Origin of the sequence: Devosia sp. SD17-2, from assembly GCF_029201565.1 — a bacterium.
Classification (GTDB): Bacteria; Pseudomonadota; Alphaproteobacteria; order Rhizobiales; family Devosiaceae; genus Devosia.
The window spans coordinates 3,361,795-3,377,893 of sequence record NZ_CP104002.1 but is presented as its reverse complement, the minus strand read 5'-3'; the positions used below and the strand labels follow the sequence as shown (position 1 = coordinate 3,377,893).

At 63.2% G+C, this 16,099-nt stretch carries 16 protein-coding genes; 11 read left to right on the top strand and 5 right to left on the bottom strand.

What is annotated here, in order from left to right:
• Positions 1-72 precede the first annotated feature (72 nt).
• Both NYQ88_RS16580 and NYQ88_RS16575 read left to right on the top strand, forming a co-directional pair.
• Complete coding sequence (locus tag NYQ88_RS16580; protein ID WP_275652210.1) at positions 73-1,791, top strand: tetratricopeptide repeat protein; 1,719 nt, start codon at positions 73-75, stop codon at positions 1,789-1,791.
• A 10-nt stretch (positions 1,792-1,801) separates the two neighbouring features.
• Positions 1,802-2,677 carry a 4-(cytidine 5'-diphospho)-2-C-methyl-D-erythritol kinase gene (locus NYQ88_RS16575; RefSeq protein ID WP_275652209.1) on the top strand — a complete coding sequence of 292 codons (876 nt, stop codon included), beginning with the start codon at positions 1,802-1,804 and terminating at the stop codon, positions 2,675-2,677.
• Between the two features lie 150 nt (positions 2,678-2,827).
• On the opposite strand, the gene NYQ88_RS16570 is transcribed toward NYQ88_RS16575, so the two are convergent.
• A complete protein-coding gene (locus NYQ88_RS16570; protein ID WP_275652208.1) occupies positions 2,828-3,847 on the bottom strand; it encodes a polyprenyl synthetase family protein in 1,020 nt (339 codons plus the stop codon).
• A 169-nt stretch (positions 3,848-4,016) separates the two neighbouring features.
• Between NYQ88_RS16570 and NYQ88_RS16565 the strand changes: the two genes are divergently transcribed.
• From NYQ88_RS16565 to NYQ88_RS16550, 4 genes are read left to right on the top strand one after another with little or no spacing between them, the layout of a single operon-like run.
• Positions 4,017-4,724, top strand: coding sequence for a methyltransferase (locus NYQ88_RS16565; protein ID WP_275652207.1), 708 nt, complete (start codon positions 4,017-4,019; stop codon positions 4,722-4,724).
• A 44-nt stretch (positions 4,725-4,768) separates the two neighbouring features.
• Positions 4,769-5,611, top strand: a complete 843-nt coding sequence (locus NYQ88_RS16560) for a S49 family peptidase (RefSeq protein WP_275652206.1) — start codon at positions 4,769-4,771, stop codon at positions 5,609-5,611.
• 12 nt (positions 5,612-5,623) lie between these two features.
• Positions 5,624-5,857: a hypothetical protein gene (locus tag NYQ88_RS16555; protein ID WP_275652205.1), complete on the top strand. Its 234-nt coding sequence runs from the start codon at positions 5,624-5,626 to the stop codon at positions 5,855-5,857.
• A gap of 56 nt (positions 5,858-5,913) precedes the next feature.
• Positions 5,914-6,837, top strand: coding sequence for a glycine--tRNA ligase subunit alpha (locus NYQ88_RS16550; protein WP_275652204.1), 924 nt, complete (start codon positions 5,914-5,916; stop codon positions 6,835-6,837).
• A 187-nt stretch (positions 6,838-7,024) separates the two neighbouring features.
• On the opposite strand, the gene rnk is transcribed toward NYQ88_RS16550, so the two are convergent.
• Positions 7,025-7,432, bottom strand: a complete 408-nt coding sequence (rnk, locus tag NYQ88_RS16545) for a nucleoside diphosphate kinase regulator (RefSeq protein WP_275652203.1) — start codon at positions 7,430-7,432, stop codon at positions 7,025-7,027.
• Between the two features lie 332 nt (positions 7,433-7,764).
• Here rnk and NYQ88_RS16540 point away from each other — a divergent pair, with 332 nt between their 5' ends.
• The 5 genes from NYQ88_RS16540 (at position 7,765) to NYQ88_RS16520 (ending at position 13,840) form a co-directional block, all read left to right on the top strand.
• Positions 7,765-8,319 carry a LemA family protein gene (locus tag NYQ88_RS16540; protein ID WP_275652202.1) on the top strand — a complete coding sequence of 185 codons (555 nt, stop codon included), beginning with the start codon at positions 7,765-7,767 and terminating at the stop codon, positions 8,317-8,319.
• Between the two features lie 16 nt (positions 8,320-8,335).
• Entirely contained in the window at positions 8,336-10,234 is a 1,899-nt protein-coding gene (locus NYQ88_RS16535; protein WP_275652201.1) for a DUF2207 domain-containing protein, read from the top strand.
• Between the two features lie 6 nt (positions 10,235-10,240).
• Positions 10,241-10,612, top strand: coding sequence for a hypothetical protein (locus NYQ88_RS16530; protein WP_275652200.1), 372 nt, complete (start codon positions 10,241-10,243; stop codon positions 10,610-10,612).
• A gap of 73 nt (positions 10,613-10,685) precedes the next feature.
• Complete coding sequence (glyS, locus tag NYQ88_RS16525; RefSeq protein WP_275652199.1) at positions 10,686-12,710, top strand: glycine--tRNA ligase subunit beta; 2,025 nt, start codon at positions 10,686-10,688, stop codon at positions 12,708-12,710.
• Positions 12,711-12,853: 143 nt separating this feature from the next.
• The gene (locus NYQ88_RS16520; protein ID WP_275652198.1) at positions 12,854-13,840 is read left to right on the top strand and encodes a DUF808 domain-containing protein; all 987 of its coding nucleotides are present in this window, start codon (positions 12,854-12,856) and stop codon (positions 13,838-13,840) included.
• Positions 13,841-14,075: 235 nt separating this feature from the next.
• Here NYQ88_RS16520 and rnhA read toward each other — a convergent pair whose 3' ends face one another.
• From rnhA to ispH, 3 genes are read right to left on the bottom strand one after another with little or no spacing between them, the layout of a single operon-like run.
• Complete coding sequence (gene rnhA / locus NYQ88_RS16515) at positions 14,076-14,546, bottom strand: ribonuclease HI (RefSeq protein ID WP_275652197.1); 471 nt, start codon at positions 14,544-14,546, stop codon at positions 14,076-14,078.
• A complete protein-coding gene (locus tag NYQ88_RS16510) occupies positions 14,543-15,067 on the bottom strand; it encodes a GNAT family N-acetyltransferase (protein ID WP_275652196.1) in 525 nt (174 codons plus the stop codon). Before NYQ88_RS16510 ends, rnhA begins: the two co-directional genes overlap by 4 nt.
• Positions 15,064-16,032 (bottom strand): 4-hydroxy-3-methylbut-2-enyl diphosphate reductase, encoded by a 969-nt coding sequence (gene ispH / locus NYQ88_RS16505; protein WP_275652195.1) that lies wholly within the window; start codon positions 16,030-16,032, stop codon positions 15,064-15,066. Before ispH ends, NYQ88_RS16510 begins: the two co-directional genes overlap by 4 nt.
• Positions 16,033-16,099 lie beyond the last annotated feature (67 nt).

Genomic DNA, 16,099 nt, shown 5'->3' with positions numbered 1-16,099 from the left:
GGCGCAGTCCTAAAACGGACAATCTTTGCCGCCTAATGGCTGCCATTATTGGCAATGGGAGAGTTGAGCGAATTGACCCTGCTTTCGACCCGAATGGCGCGACCCCTTCTTGCCGCGCTGATGGCGTTGGGTTTCAGCGCACCGCTTGCGGCGCAGAATAACCCCCTGGCGGCGCTCGACATGCTCCAGCTCTACCGGCCCAGCATTTCCGGCTCCTATATGGCCGGCCAGCAGGCCATGCAGGAGCTGCGCACCGATGAGGCCGCGCGCTATTTCGCCCAGGCCGCGCAATCCGATTGGGATAATCCGCTGCTCATCGAGCGTGCCTTTGTCGCCTATGCGGCGGACGGGCAGATCGGCCAGGCGGCCTCTGTGGCAAAGCACCTGGTCGACCTCGCCGGGCGCAATGAGCTTGCCGATCTCGTCATTGCTTCCGAAGCGATCAAGGAGCGCCGCTATGGCGCGGCCGAGCGCATGCTCGCCTCGGTTTCGCAGGACAGTTTCACCGGGATTACCGCCGCCATTCTGCGCGGTTGGGCTCTGGTGGGCGACAATCGCTATGCCGAGGCAGATGATCTGCTCAAAACCCTCGGCGAGACCGGCCTCGAGGATTTCCTCGTCTTCCATCGTGCGCTGATGGCCGAAGTCGCCGGCGAACGCGAGACCGCGCTCGATCTTGCCGCCAAGGCCTTCGAGAACGAGCCCTATGTAGCCCGCATGGTCGAAGTCTATGCCCGCATGCTCGCCAATGACGGCCGATTCGACGAAGCCGCCGAAGTCATTGACACCTTCGAAAAACAGGGCCTGACCCATCCGGTCGTCACCGTGGTCAAGGAGGCGGTGGAGGCTCGCCAGAAGCCGGGCGTCTTCACCCCCAATGTGCAGGTCGGCGCCGCCGAAATGTTCCACGGTATTGGTGCGGCCCTGACGCGTGATGGCAGCATGGACCTGGCGCTGGTTTTCCTGCGCCTCGGTCTCTATCTCGATCCCAATGCCGACGTCATTGCCCTCGCCGTTGGCCAGCTGCTCGACAACGCCGACCAGCACGAGGCGGCCAACAAGATCTATGACGCCATCCCGGTGACCTCTTCGGTCAAGCCGACTGCCGTCGTGCGCATCGCCCAGAATCTTGATGCCACTGGCGATCGTCCCGAGGCGCTGCGCCGCCTGCGCAATATCATTGCCGCCAATCCCAATGATCTCGACGCCGTCTCGGTGCTCGGCGACATGCTCCGCTATGACGAGCAATATCTCGAGGCTGCCGAGGCCTATACGCGCAGCATCGAGATCTCCGGTGGCGAGGCTCCGGCCGACTGGCGCTACTATTACGTGCGCGGCATCGCCTATGAGCGGGGCGACGAGTGGCCCAAGGCCGAGGCAGATTTCCTCAAGGCGCTGGAGCTCAATCCCGATCAGCCTGCGGTGCTCAACTATCTCGGCTACAGCTGGATCGACAAGGACATGCACCTCGACCGCGCCCTCGGCATGATCGAGAAGGCTGTCGAAGCCCAGCCTCAGGATGGCTATATCGTCGATTCGCTCGGCTGGGCCTTCTACAAGCTCGGCCGCATCGACGAAGCGATCGAAACGCTCGAGCGCGCGGTCATGCTGCTGCCCAACGACCCCGAGATCAATGACCATCTCGGCGACGCTTACTGGAAGGCCGGGCGCAAGCTCGAAGCGCGCTTCCAGTGGAATGTCGCCCGCGCGGTCGACAAGGATGGTCGCGTCACCGAACGTACCGGCCCAAAGCTGGCCGAGGGGCTGACCCCGGAAAACGAGACTGAATAGTCCCGATCCGATGATCCCATCCACCACCCAGGCAGCGCCGGCAAAGATCAATCTGGCGCTGCATGTCACCCGTCGTCGCGATGATGGCTATCACGATCTCGAAAGCCTCATCGTCTTCGCCGATCTGGCCGACGAACTCACCGCCACGCCCGCCGACACCGACAGCCTGACCATTTCCGGTCCCTTCGCTGCGGGCCTTGGAGCGGGCAGCACCAATCTCGTGATGCGGGCGGTGACGGCTTTCCGGGCACGCTGGCCGGGGCTGGTGCCAGATGGGCTGCACATCCATCTGGTCAAGAACCTGCCGGTGGCTGCCGGCATTGGCGGTGGATCGGCCGATGCCGCGGCCGCCTTGCGACTTCTAGTGCAGATAAGCAGACAAAACCTTTCCGTTGCCGATCTCTCCGATCTGGCTGCCGGCCTTGGCGCGGACGTGCCTGCCTGCCTCATCAGCCAGCCGCTGGTGGCGCGTGGCGTGGGTGAAATCCTCTCGCCGCTGCCCGATTTTCCGGCGCTGCACATCGTCTTGATCAACCCGCTGGTGCCGGTGGCGACGGCCGATATTTTCCGCCGCCTCAATGCCCACGACAATTATCCGCTGCCGGCCCTGCCAAGCCCGCTGACGCGCCCGGCCCAGCTTGGTCTCTGGCTCGCTGAAACCCGCAATGATCTGCAGCCGCCGGCGATCAAGCTGGTGCCCGTCATCGGGGAGATCATCGCGGAGCTGGCCGAGACGCCAGGATGCATTCTGGCGCGCATGTCCGGTTCCGGCGCCACGGTCTTCGGCCTCTTTGGCACGGAAGGGCAGGCGCACGAGGCCGCCCAGATCATGCGCCGCCACAATCCCGAACACTGGGTGGCCGCTGCTCCGCTCCTGGGTGTTTGAGGCAAATACCCCCACCCAACCTCCCCCTGAAAGGGGGAGGAGTCACATCGGGGCTCTCTGAAGTTGTGCGAATGCGATCTGTCCCTCCCCCTTCTTCAGGGGGAGGCTAGGAGGGGGTGCTCACACGCACCGGTACCAAAAACTAAAAACCTACGACGCGCGGCCGACGCTGTGGCGCACCACGTCAGCGAGAATGGTCTTCATATCGCTGTCGGGCAGGGGGGCGAGCGCGGCAATGGCCGCGTCGGCGTGGGCATGGGCCTTGTCGAGCGTGCGCTTGAGCGTGTTGTAGCGCGTAAAGATCGCGACCACCTGGCTCACTTCGAGGTCACTGGCGTCCATATTGCCCAGAGCCGAGGCGATGATGGCGCGTTCGGCTTCCGTGCCTTCGGCCAGCGCCAGGATCACCGGGAGGGTCATTTTGCCCTCGCGCAGATCGTCGCCGACATTCTTGCCCAGCGTGCCGGTCTGCCCGCCGTAGTCGAGCGCATCGTCGACGAGCTGGAAGGCGTTGCCGAGCTCGATGCCATATTGCGCCAGCGCTTCGCGTCCGGCCGCGTCAGCGCCGCCCGACATGGCGCCCACTTCGCAGGCCGCCTTGAACAGCACGGCCGTCTTGGCGCGGATCACTTCGGCATAATCGGCTTCGGTGGTGGTGAGGTCGCCGGTCTTGGCCAGCTGGAACACCTCGCCCTCGGCCATCATCGCCGACGCGGCCGACAGCACGCCCAGCGCATCGATGTCGCCGGTTTCCACCATCATCATGAAAGCCTGGCCGAGGAGGAAATCCCCCACGAGAATGGACGCCTTGTTGCCCCATACCATGCGGGCCGCAGGCTTGCCGCGGCGCATGTCGCTCTCGTCCACGACATCGTCATGAAGGAGCGTCGCATTGTGCATGAACTCGACGGCGGCGGCGAAATTGATGGCGCTGCCCTTGCCACGACCGAAGAGGATGGACGCGGCGACGGTCAGCATCGGGCGCAACCGCTTGCCGCCGCTCTCGATGAGATAGCGGGCCAGTTCGGGCACCATATCGACATGCGATTCCGCACGGCTCAGGATCAGCGCGTTGACCTGCGCCATATCCTCGGCCGTTGCCGCCAAAAGCCGATCGACCGCATTGGTCGTTTCAGCCTGCTTCGTCTGGGTCAGAACAGAGACCGCCATTACCGTCCTCTTTTTGGGCGCAGCGGCAAAACGGGTTGAGCCTGCCACGCCCGCGCATATATGGTCGCGCGGAACCAGCCATCCGGGTGCGATGTCCCTAGACCAGCCCAATCCGTTTGTAAAACACCAAACCATAACGCGCGACGCCTTTTTAGGCGGCAGGCTCATTGTGTCGCAGCCCAGCCACGGCTTTCGGGCCGGGCTCGACTCGGTGCTGCTCGGCGCTGCCATCGGCCGGGACACGAGGAATTTGCTCGATCTGGGCGCCGGCGTGGGCACGGCTTCGCTTGTCTCGCTCTCTCTCGGCCTCACCGGCACTGCCACTATGGTCGAGCGCCACGACGACACCGCGCACCTGGCGCGTCGCAACATTGACGAGAACGGTCTAGCCTGCCGCGCCAATGTTCTGGGGGTCGATATCCTCGAAAAGCCGGCGCTGCGGCGAGAGGCCGGGCTGCTCGACAATTACTACGACGCCATCATCGCCAACCCGCCGTTCTTCGGCGCGGGTCAGGGCACGCTGGCCCCGAACGACAGCCGCGCCGATGCGCGCCACATGCCTGCCGATAAGCTCGAGACCTGGCTGCGCTGTGCCGCGGGAGCCGCCAAGGCCGGGGGCGAGATCATCTTCATCTATCCGGCAGCCGGGCTGGCGGCCTTGCTGGCCGCCTTCACGCCGCGCTTCGGCGCCATCACCATCCTGCCGCTGACGCCGCGACCAAACCAGCCGGCGAGCCGTATTCTCGTGCGCGGGATAAAGGGGTCGCGCGCGCCGCTGACGCTTCTGGCCAGCCGTCCGCTGCATGGCGCTGAGGACCGCGCCTTCGCCCCCGCCTTCGACGCAATTTTCCGTGGTGCCGGCGTGCTCGACTGGTAATCCCCTGTCGCCATGCCTAAATCAGCCGGGACGAAGGAGAGGACATGGCCGAACTGACCAGTGCTAAACCCAATTGGCTTCGCCGCGTCCTCCGTCGCGCCCCGGTCATTCCCGTCGTGCGCCTTCAGGGGGTCATTGCCGCTGAACAGCGCCCCGGCCGCCTCAACATTGCCGGGGTTGAACCCCTGCTGACCCGTGCTTTTGCGATGAAAGCCGCGCCAGCCGTCGCCATCGTCATCAATTCTCCGGGCGGCTCGCCGGTCCAGAGCCGGCTCATTTCCAAGCGGATCCGCGAACTTGCCGACCAGCACAACAAGCCGGTGCTGGTCTTTGTCGAAGATGCCGCCGCCTCGGGCGGTTATTTCATCGCGGTGGCCGGCGACGAAATCTTTGTCGATCCGTCCTCCATTGTCGGCTCCATCGGCGTCATCATGGCCGGCTTCGGCTTTGTCGAAGCAATCGACAAGCTTGGTATCGAGCGTCGCGTCCATACCGCTGGGCGCAATAAATCGACGCTAGATCCCTTCCTCCCCGAGAAGGAAGAGGACGTGGAACGCATCAAGCAGTTCGAACTCGATATCCATCAGGTCTTCATCGACCACGTCAAAGCCCATAGGGCAGGGCGCCTGAAGGCGGACGACGATACGCTCTTTACCGGTCAATGGTGGACCGGCCTGCGCGGGGTCGAGCTCGGCCTCGTCGACGCCATCGGTGATCTCCATTCGACCCTCCGCCAGCGCTTCGGGCCGGATATCGAGCTCAAGGTCATTGCGCCCAAAAAACCATTCTTCGCCTTACCGCGCTTGAGCATTTCCGCTTCTGGCGTGCTAGATGATGCCGTCTCAACCCTCGAAGACCGTGCCCATTGGGCCCGGCTCGGCCTTTAGAAGTTTCCGGCCATGCTCTTGCGCATCCTGCTGTTCGCGGCCCTCGCCATTCTCATCTATTTCGGTGTCCGCCGCATCTGGCGCGACTGGTCGGGGAAATTCAATGCTGATGCCGAAGGGGCAAAGCTGCTGCGCCGCCAGCGCGATATGGCGGATCGCCAGACCCATGACGTCATCGACCTCAAGCGCGACAAGGACGGCACCTATCGACCCGGCGACAAGGATGGCAACGACAAGCGCCATTGACCACCGGGAGCGTCCAAACTAGAGGTTTGTCCCGCATATATGCAGGATATTTGTCGATGACCTCTCGCCCCGCCCATATGGACCCGAAGAACTCCTTCCAGGGTCTGATCCTCACGCTCCAGCAATTCTGGGCTGAGCAGGGTTGCGTTGTTCTGCAGCCCTATGACATGCAGATGGGCGCCGGCACATTCCACACCGCTACGACGCTGCGCGCCCTGGGCCCAAAGCCGTGGAAGGCCGCCTATGTGCAGCCCTCGCGCCGTCCCAAGGATGGTCGCTACGGCGAAAATCCCAATCGCCTGCAGCACTATTATCAGTTCCAGGTGATCCTCAAGCCATCGCCGGAAAACATCCAGCAGCTCTATCTCGACTCGCTGGCCGCCATCGGCCTCGACGCCTCGGTGCACGACATCCGTTTCGTCGAGGACGACTGGGAGAGCCCGACGCTCGGCGCCTGGGGTCTGGGCTGGGAATGCTGGTGCGACGGCATGGAAGTCTCTCAGTTCACCTACTTCCAGCAGGTCGCCGGCTTTGAATGCTCCCCGGTTCCGGGCGAAATCACCTACGGTCTCGAGCGCCTCGCCATGTATGTGCAGGGCGTGGAAAACGTCTACGACCTCAACTTCAACGGCCGCGAAGGCGACGAGAAGGTCACCTATGGTGAGGTCTTCCTGCAGAACGAACAGGAATCCTCGAAGTACAATTTCGAGGCGGCCGATACCGAAATGCTGTTCCGTCACTTCGATGATGCGGAAAAGGAATGCCGCGCTATCCTCGCCAAGGGTGCCGAAGGCAATCGCCAGACCATGGCCATCCCCGCCTATGAGCAGGTTGTGAAGGCCTCGCACAATTTCAACATGCTCGACGCCCGCGGCGTCATCTCGGTCACCGAGCGCCAGAGCTACATCCTGCGCATCCGCGAACTGGCAAAATCCTGCGGCGAAGCCTGGCTGCAGACTGCCGGCGGCGGCGCGGAATAAGGTTTTGTCGGGGGTTCGTCGACCCCCACCTAACCTCCCCCTGGTAGGGGGAGGGGACCGGCCGGTGAGGTCGGAACCATTGGGTTCTTCAAGCGAGTTGTCGGGCACGAGCCCGCGAGAGCCCCAATGGGCTCCTCCCCCTATCAGGGGGAGGCCGGGTGGGGGTACTCAGTGCACCCCAATCAAATCAAGCTTCAGCCGCAGCCCTCACTTCCACCACGGTCAGCATCTGCCGCTTGTCGGCGCGGTCGCGCCAGGTGATGGACTGGCCGGCCTTGAGCCCGATCAGCGCCGTGCCGATCGGCGTCATCACCGAAATCTTGCCCGCAGCAATATCGGCCTCGGCCGGATAGACCAGCGTCACGTCCTGCTCGGCCCCGCCATTGGTGCGGTAGACGACGCGCGCACCCATGCGCACCACATCCTCGGGCAGCTTGGCATCTTCCACGACACGGGCGCGGTCGAGCTCGTCGAGCAGCGTCTCGGCCAGCTCGGGCATGCGGTCCAGCCCGGCGCGGGCCAGGCGTCCCAGCGTCTCGTGGTCGGTCGAACCCAGCACGATGCGGGGCGACAAATCTCTGGTGGGCTGCGTCATGGCAACATGTCCTCTCGGCCCGCGGCGCGCGAAAATGCGCATCACCAGACGGGCGTGTCGTTTGGAAAATCGGGATGAACGGGGGCGCTGGGAAAAGGTGTAACGAAGGCCTGCCCTAAGCAGGCTCCAGCGCGAGCAAGCCTAGGGCTTCAGTCCTGCGACCAGGAAGATGCGGTGATGCGAAAGGCTCGTGTTCATGCCTTGAAAGCTAGTGCCGCCACGGGAAAAGTCAAGCCTGCCCCGTCCCGGCGTCCGCCAAGCAATTGCGCCGATTGAGGGAAACTGCCACTGTCCGGCCCGACATAACCCACTATCCCAAGGGAGCCAGCGTCATGGAATGGGTCATTCTCGTACTTGCCGTCGCCGTCATCGGCTACGCCATCGTCATCTACAACAGCCTGGTGAAAAACCGGCAGATGGTCCAGGAGGGCTGGAGCGGCATCGATGTGCAGCTCAAGCGCCGCACCGACCTCATTCCCAATATGATGGAGACGGTTAAGGGCTATATGGGCCATGAGCGCGAGACGCTCGAAGCCGTGGTTCAGGCGCGCGCCGCTGCCACCAGCGCCGCTGCCTCTGGCCCCGAAGCCCGCGCCAAGGCCGAAGGCGAACTCTCGAGTGCGCTGGGTCGCCTGCTGGCAGTGGCCGAGGCCTATCCGGACCTCAAGGCCAACACCACCTTCCTCGAATTCCAGCAGACCCTGCGCACCACCGAGGACGAGATCCAGATGGCCCGCCGCTACTACAATGGCGCGGTCCGGGACATGAACATCCAGGTTGATTCGTTCCCGTCCAATATTGTCGCCAACGCCTTCCGCTTCACCAAGGCGCAGTATTTCGAGCTCGACAACGAAGCCGAGCGCCAGGCGCCCACGGTAAAATTCTGACGGGACGACTGACGCGATGCTTGCCCGCCTCCTGACTGCCTTCGCGCTGGTCCTCGCCCTTGCCCTGCCTGCGGCAGCGCGCGAGGAAATCCTGGCTTTTGCCAGCGACGTCACGCTGCGCACAGACGGATCGGTCCGCGTCGTCGAGACCATCGACGTCCGGGCCGAAGGCATCAATATCCGTCGCGGCATCTATCGGGATATCCCGACGGTGCTGCTCGGCGAATCGGGCAACAAGATCCGCGTCAGCCTCACGGTCGAAGGCGTCACCCGCGCCGGGGCCCCGGAAGACTACAACGTCGAGCGCATGGGCAATTTCCAGCGCATCTGGATCGGCAGTTCAGAACGACTGCTCAATCGTGGCCAGCACCGCTACACCATCTCCTATGTCATGGACCGCATGGCCCGCCCCTTTGCGGACCATGACGAGCTCTATTGGAATGCGACCGGCAATTACTGGGATTTCCCGGTGCTGAAATCGGTGGCGCGCGTCACCCTGCCGGACGGCGCCGTCATTTCCGATGCGGTCGCCTATACCGGCGATGTCGGCTCGGCCGAACAGGCCGTGCGCGTCACCCGCGAAGCCGACAATATCGTCGTCTTCCGCACCCAGCGCGTGCTGGGGCCGGGCGAGGGCATGACCTTTTCCGTCTCCTTCGAGAAGGGGCTCATCCAGTTCCCGGAAGGGCTCGATGCGCTGGTGCAGTCGGCCTCAGACCTGCGTGAGGTCTGGCTACCTGTCCTCTGCGTGCTTATTCTTCTCGCTTACAATTTCACTGCCTGGTCCCGCGTCGGGCGCGATCCGCCCAAGGGCACGGTCATTCCGCTGTTTTACCCGCCCAAGGATTTCTCGCCGGCCCTGACCCACTACGTGCACAATTGGGGTTTCAAGAATTCCGGCTGGACGGCACTCACCGCCGCCATCTTCAATCTGGGCGTGCGCGGGCTCATCACCATCCGCAATGAAAATGACACCCTCTCGGTCACGCGGACTGGCAAGGCGCTGGATGAAAAGCTCCCGGTGGGCGAGGAAATCCTCTTCCGCTATTTTGAAGCCCAGCAGAGCGTCACCCTCGACAAGGCCCATGGCGAAGAGCTCGGCAGCCAGCGTGAAAAATTCACCAGCGCCATCACCCGTGAGAACCGTGCCGTCTGGTTCAACCACAATGCAGGCTTCGCCATTCTCAGCTTCGTTTTTGCGGCCCTGATGATGGTCGGCATGGTCGCGCTCGACATCCTTGAGCCGGTCTGGCTCTTCGGCGCCTTTGTCGGCGGCGTCTTCGTCACCGTCATTGGCTCGATCTTTTTCAGCGTGCTGCGACAGGGCGGCTGGCAACGCTTTATCATCATCATCTTTCTCGGCTTCTTCGGCTTTAACTTCCTCGGCGGGCTGGCCGAGAGCTTTACCGATATCACCATCAATACGGCCGCTGTGGCTGCGGCTTCGCTGGTGGCCATCAGCGCCATTTTCGCCGTGCTGATGCGCGCACCCACCGTGCAGGGCCGCAAGGTCATGGACGAGATCGAAGGTTTTAAGCTCTACCTCGAAACCGCCGAAAAGAACCGGCTCAATATCGACAAGGAGCCGCCCATGACCATCGAGCGTTTCGAGCGCATCTTGCCCTATGCCATCGCCCTTGGCGTCGAAAAGCCGTGGTCCGAGCATTTCGAGGCTGAACTGGCGCGCAATGCGGTGTCCGACGCCAGCCAGGGGTCCTATGACCCGCACTGGTATGGCGGCTCGCGGAGCTTCTCCTCGGGCAATCTCTCCAATGCCATCAGCACCGCCTCTTCAGGCATGGCTGCGGCCATGATCGCGGCCCAGCCCGTCCAGGCCAGTTCGTCCGGGTCTTCGGGCGGAGGCGGAGGCTTCTCCGGCGGCGGCGGTGGCGGTGGTGGCGGGGGAGGATGGTAGCCAGCAATGACCGAGCCCGCACCGCCCTATGCCCAGGACATTATCGCCCCGGTGGCGGTGCAGCACCTCGTCGAATATGGCGACGTCTCACCCGACCGGCCGGACGATTTCGGCTTCTGGTACAATTACATCGACTACACCTTCGAAGAGGGCGGCGTGACCCTGCGCGCCCGCCACTACTTCGACGAGCCGGGGAGGGCGCTGCTCATGTCCGATTGCTCGGATGATCCCTTTACCCTCAGGGTTCTGGTCTTCCTCTCCATGCGCTATGGCGCGCTGCAGTGTTTTCGCGAGGGGCGCTATGCCGTCGTGCCGCGCGAGATCATGGAGATCGTCAACGACATGCGCGTTGCTCATCTCGCCTCCCGCACGACCTGAGATGGCAAGGCGTGTGGACATCTGGCGACGCGCTTGCTAGGCAAACCGCGCCCATTCTAATCGGTAAGCCATCATGCCAGAACTGCTGCTCGAACTCTTCTCCGAGGAAATCCCGGCCCGCTTCCAGCGTCGCGCCGCCGAAGACCTCAAGAAAGCTGTCACCAATGCTCTGGTCGATGCAGGTCTGGTCTATGAGGGCGCAAAAGCCTTCGCCACGCCGCGCCGCCTGGCGCTGACCGTGTCTGGCCTGCCGCCGCGCTCGCCCGATACGCGCGAAGAAAAGAAGGGCCCTAAGGTCGGCGCTCCCCAGCCCGCCATCGACGGCTTTCTGCGCGCCGCAGGCCTCTCGTCGATTGACGACGCGAAAATCCAGAGCGACCCGAAGAAGGGCGATTTTTACATCGCGCTGATCGAAAAGCCGGGTGCCGATGCGGTCGAGCTGCTCTCGGCTATCCTGCCAAAGATTCTCACCGACTTCCCCTGGGCAAAATCCATGCGTTGGGGCTCGGGCAGCTTCAACTGGGTGCGCCCGCTGCGCGCCATCACCGCCACCTTCGGTACGGAGAACGACGAGCCGATCGTCGTTCCCTTCGCGGCTGCCGGCATTGAATCGGGCCAGACCACGTTTGGTCACCGCTTCCTCGCGCCCGAGGCCATCCGCATCAAGCGTTTCGACGATTACGTCACCGCTCTGGAGCGCGCCAAGGTTGTGCTCGATATCGACCGCCGCAAGGATATCATCCGCGCCGACGCCGACCAGCTGGCCTTTGCACAGGGCCTGACCGTCATTGCCGACGAGGGCCTCCTCGAGGAAGTCGCCGGGCTGGTGGAATGGCCCAATGTCATGATGGGTGCGTTCGATCCGGACTTCCTCACCCTGCCTGAAGAAGTCATCATCGCCACCATCCGCGCCAATCAGAAATGTTTCTGCCTGCGCGATGCCTCCGGCAAGCTGGCGCCGAACTTCATCATCATTTCCAACACCGTCCCCACTGATGGTGGCGCGACGATCGTATCCGGCAATGAGCGCGTCATTCGCGCGCGCCTCTCGGACGCGATGTTCTTCTACAATTCCGATCTGGCGCTGCCGCTCGAGCATGGTCTGCCCAAGCTCGAAGAGACCGTCTTCCACGCCAAGCTCGGCAGCCAGTTCGCCCGCATCGAACGTCTGGTCAAACTCGCGGGCGAAATCGCCCCGCAGATCGGTGCTGATCCCGAACGCGCCAAGCGCGCCGCCATGCTCGCCAAGGCCGATCTCACCACCCAGATGGTCGGTGAATTCCCTGAGCTGCAGGGCCTGATGGGCCGCTATTACGCCACTGCGCAGGGCGAGCCCGCCGATATCGCGACAGCCATGGAAATGCACTACAAGCCGCTCGGCCCGACCGATCAGGTCCCCACCGAGCCGATCTCCATCGCCGTGGCCCTGGCCGACAAGCTCGACCTCCTCACCGGTTTCTGGTCGATCGACGAAAAGCCCACCGGCTCGCGCGACCCCTTTGCGCTGCGCCGCGCCGCTCTGGGCGTCATCCGCATCATCACCGAGAACGGGCTCAAATTCCCGCTTCAGGTCGATGTCGATCTCCTCGCCTTCTTCCATGATCGCCTGAAGGTCACCCTGCGCGAATCCGGCGCCCGTCACGACCTCGTCGATGCCGTTATCTCGGCCGACAGCAATGACATGCTCCAGATCACCCAGCGTGCCGAGGCTCTCTCCGCGCTGCTCTCCAGCGATGATGGTGCAAACCTGCTCGCCGGCTACAAGCGCGCTGCCAACATTCTCGCCGCCGAAGAAAAGAAGGACGGCAAGGCTTATGCCGGTGCCGTCGATCAGGCCGCACTGAAACTGCCGGAAGAAATCGCGCTGGCGTCTGCCGTCGAAAGCGTCAATGCGACCGTGGCCGGCCATGTCGGCAAGGACGACTACAAGGCCGCCATGGCGGATCTGGCGACCCTCCGCGCGCCCGTCGACGCCTTCTTCACCGAAGTGCTCGTTAACGACGCCGATCCGGCCGTCCGCGCCAACCGCCTTAATCTTCTGGCACGCCTGCGCGACACCATGCATCTGGTCGCCGATTTCGGCAAAGTCGCCGGCTGATCCTTTTCGCCGCTGAACATCAGTGCGCCCGGTCCAAAAGGCCGGGCGTTTCTTTTTCTCCATAGTGCCGACTTATTTTCAGGCTCTTGGCACCAGCTGCGTCGCCGCGCATTATCCTGCGATATATTTTTGGAGTTTTCCCGATGAGTGTTGGCCTGCTTGCTCTGCTCGATGACATCGCAGCACTGGCGAAGGTCGCCGCCGCATCGCTCGACGATGTGGCCACCCAAGCCGTCAAGGCCAGCGTCAAGGCCGCTGGCGCCGTCATTGACGATGCGGCAGTCACCCCCAGCTATGTCAAAGGCTTTGAAGCCAAGCGCGAGCTGCCCATTATTGGCCGGATTGCCCTGGGCTCGATCAAGAACAAGATGCTGTTCCTGCTCCCGGCAGCGCTGCTTCTGTCCTATTTCCTGCCGTGGATGATCACACCCCTGTTGATGCTGGGCGGTGCCTATCTCTGTTACGAGGGAGCCGAAAAGGTCTTCCACCTGTTCGCGCCGCACGCGGCGGACAAGCATGAGGCGCAGATCGAGCACACTGCTATCGAGCCGGTCGATCTCGAGGAGCAGCGCGTCTCCGGCGCCATCAAGACCGACTTCATCCTCTCTGCCGAGATCATGACCATCATCCTCTCGGCCATCGACGTGCCCGATTTCTGGACCCGCGCAGCGATCCTCGCCGTGGCGGCCATCGGCATCACCGTGGCGATTTACGGCACTGTGGCAATCATCGTGAAGGCCGACGACTTCGGTCTGTTGCTGGCCAAGAGCGGCCGTACGCACACCGGCCGTGCCATCGGCCGGGCCATCGTCGTCGCCATGCCCACTTTCATGCATGTGCTCAGCATCGTCGGCACCGCGGCCATGACCTGGGTCGGCGGCTCCATCATCGCCCATGGTCTTTATGAATTCGGCATCACCGGGCCGGAACATGTCATCGAGGCCGCGTCGCACTGGGCGGCAACGACCTTCTCGGCCTTCCCCGGCGTCGCGGGCTGGCTCGCCACCGCCGTGGTGGACTTCTTCATCGGCCTTGCCCTTGGTGCGCTGATGATCCCGATCGTGCAGTATGCCATCACGCCGCTCTGGCGCGCCGTGAAAGCGGTGCTCCCCAAGCGCGCCGTGGCTTAAGGATTGGCCAGTCTATCGCCTCTTTCGCTCCCTCCCCCTTGTGGGGAGGGTAGCAGAGCTTGGCCGCAGGCCTAGCGGCGCTGGGGTGGGGGTGTTGGCTCGACGGCGAGCAAACGAAGGCCCCCCACCCTCAATCCCTCCCCACGGAGGGGGAGGGAGGCGACAGGGCCGTCGTCCGAGCTCAATAGGCGTCCGTCCGGGGTGAGGGGTGAATGCCTCTCAGTGAGAAGCCCCCTCAAACCGGCGGCGTAAAGCCCCCGGTCTTTCTCCCCTTGAACGGGGCCATGCCCTCGCGGGCCAGTTCATCGGCGCGTTCGTTGAGTTCGTCGCCGGCGTGGCCCTTCACCCAGTGCCAGGAAATCTGGTGCCGCTTTGTGGCTTCATCCAGCGCCTGCCAAAGCTCCACATTCTTCACCGGCTTCTTGTCGGCGGTCTTCCAGCCGTTGCGCTTCCAGCCGTGCATCCAGCTCTGCACGCCGTTCTTGACGTACTGACTGTCGGTGTGGAGATCGACCGTACAGGGGCGCGTGAGGGCATTGAGCGCCTCGATGGCTGCGGTCAGCTCCATCTTGTTGTTCGTGGTCAGCTGCTCGCCGCCCTTGAGCTCCTTGCGGTGCTGACCGAACTGCAGAATAGCGCCCCATCCGCCGGGCCCCGGATTTCCCGAACAGGCGCCGTCGGTATGGATGATGACTGTTTCGCTCATGCCGCAGGGCGCCTCAGGATATGGAACTGGCAGGGCAGCCCGTAGTGGTCGGTCGCGACATGGGTCTTTTCCATGCCGATATTGGTCAGGATGGCGAGAGACGGCGCATTCTCGACATGGGCCATACCGATGAAATGGCTGCCCTTGTCATTGGCAAAGAACCAGTCGCGCAGGCCCGCCGCCGCCTCGGTGGCGTAGCCATTGCCGAAAAATTCCTCGAACAGCGTGTAGCCGATCTCAGGCTCCCCGGTCGGCGGATAGACGCCGAACCCGGCACGACCGACCATTTGCCCGTCTGACTTCCGCCGCACACGCAGCTTGCCGAACTGGTGCGTCTCGAAGAGATCGATCCAGTGCGCCACCGCTTCTTCGCACTGCTCGCGGGTATAGGGCACGCCCAGCGTCGTCAGATAGCGCGTTGCCCGCTCGGTGCCGTGCAGGCGCACAAGGTCATCGACCTGATCCATGCGCCAGCCGGACAGCACCAGCCGCTCGGTCTCGAAAAGATCGAGGTCGCTCATCGTCCAGCCGTTTCCAGATCGCGCAGCACGCGCGGGATATTGAAGGCAATGTTCTCGATTGCCGTGGTTTTGGTCTCGACCTTGATCTCGTAGCGCGCCGCAAAGGCGTCGATCACTTCTTCGACAAGGCTCTCCGGAGCCGAAGCGCCGGCGCTCACGCCCAGCGTCCTGATGTCCCCGTAAAGCGACCAGTCGATATCGCTCGCCCGGTCCACCAGCGTCGCAATCCTGCAGCCTGAACGCAGGGCCACCTCGACGAGGCGCTGCGAATTGGACGAATGGGGCGACCCCACCACGATCATCGCTTCCACCATCGGCGCCACGGCCTTGATGGCCTCCTGCCGATTGGTGGTGGCGTAGCAGATGTCTTCCTTGTGCGGCCCGTTGATCGCCGGGAATCGAGCCTGCAGCGCCGCCACGATCTCGCGCGTGTCATCCACGCTCAGCGTCGTCTGGGTGACGAAAGCCAGGTTCTGAGGGTCGCGCGGGGTGAAATTATTGGCGTCAGCCACCGTTTCGATGAGGGCGACGGCCCCCTGCGGCAATTGGCCCATCGTGCCGATAACCTCGGGATGCCCCTCATGCCCAATGAGCACGATTTCGTGGCCTTCGGCAAAATGGCGCTGCGCTTCCACATGCACCTTGCTCACCAGCGGGCAGGTCGCATCGAGGAAAAACATGTTCCGGCTCTTGGCGTCCGCCGGCACGCTTTTCGGCACGCCATGGGCCGAAAACACCACGGGAGCCTCGGTTTCGGGGATTTCGTCGAGTTCCTCGACGAAAATCGCGCCCTTATCCTTGAGGCCCTCGACCACATATTTGTTGTGCACGATGGCGTGGCGCACATAAACCGGCGCGCCATATTTCTGCAGCGCCAGCTCCACGATCTGGATGGCGCGGTCCACGCCAGCGCAAAAACCGCGCGGGGCACAGAGCATGATGTCGAGTTGTGGCCTTTTTTCCATAAGAGATCAGATGCTTTCCGCACCCCGCCAAGTCAAGTCCTGTTGCAGCAGGGCAGGGGCGTGGGGC

Coding starts and splice junctions, on each gene's coding strand:
- NYQ88_RS16575 (WP_275652209.1), top strand. CDS start 1,802: ATGATCCCATCCACCACCCAGGCAGCGCCGGCAAAGATCAATCTGGCG.
- NYQ88_RS16570 (WP_275652208.1), bottom strand. CDS start 3,847: ATGGCGGTCTCTGTTCTGACCCAGACGAAGCAGGCTGAAACGACCAAT.
- NYQ88_RS16560 (WP_275652206.1), top strand. CDS start 4,769: ATGGCCGAACTGACCAGTGCTAAACCCAATTGGCTTCGCCGCGTCCTC.
- NYQ88_RS16555 (WP_275652205.1), top strand. CDS start 5,624: ATGCTCTTGCGCATCCTGCTGTTCGCGGCCCTCGCCATTCTCATCTAT.
- NYQ88_RS16550 (WP_275652204.1), top strand. CDS start 5,914: ATGACCTCTCGCCCCGCCCATATGGACCCGAAGAACTCCTTCCAGGGT.
- rnk (WP_275652203.1), bottom strand. CDS start 7,432: ATGACGCAGCCCACCAGAGATTTGTCGCCCCGCATCGTGCTGGGTTCG.
- NYQ88_RS16540 (WP_275652202.1), top strand. CDS start 7,765: ATGGAATGGGTCATTCTCGTACTTGCCGTCGCCGTCATCGGCTACGCC.
- NYQ88_RS16535 (WP_275652201.1), top strand. CDS start 8,336: ATGCTTGCCCGCCTCCTGACTGCCTTCGCGCTGGTCCTCGCCCTTGCC.
- NYQ88_RS16530 (WP_275652200.1), top strand. CDS start 10,241: ATGACCGAGCCCGCACCGCCCTATGCCCAGGACATTATCGCCCCGGTG.
- glyS (WP_275652199.1), top strand. CDS start 10,686: ATGCCAGAACTGCTGCTCGAACTCTTCTCCGAGGAAATCCCGGCCCGC.
- NYQ88_RS16520 (WP_275652198.1), top strand. CDS start 12,854: ATGAGTGTTGGCCTGCTTGCTCTGCTCGATGACATCGCAGCACTGGCG.
- rnhA (WP_275652197.1), bottom strand. CDS start 14,546: ATGAGCGAAACAGTCATCATCCATACCGACGGCGCCTGTTCGGGAAAT.
- NYQ88_RS16510 (WP_275652196.1), bottom strand. CDS start 15,067: ATGAGCGACCTCGATCTTTTCGAGACCGAGCGGCTGGTGCTGTCCGGC.
- ispH (WP_275652195.1), bottom strand. CDS start 16,032: ATGGAAAAAAGGCCACAACTCGACATCATGCTCTGTGCCCCGCGCGGT.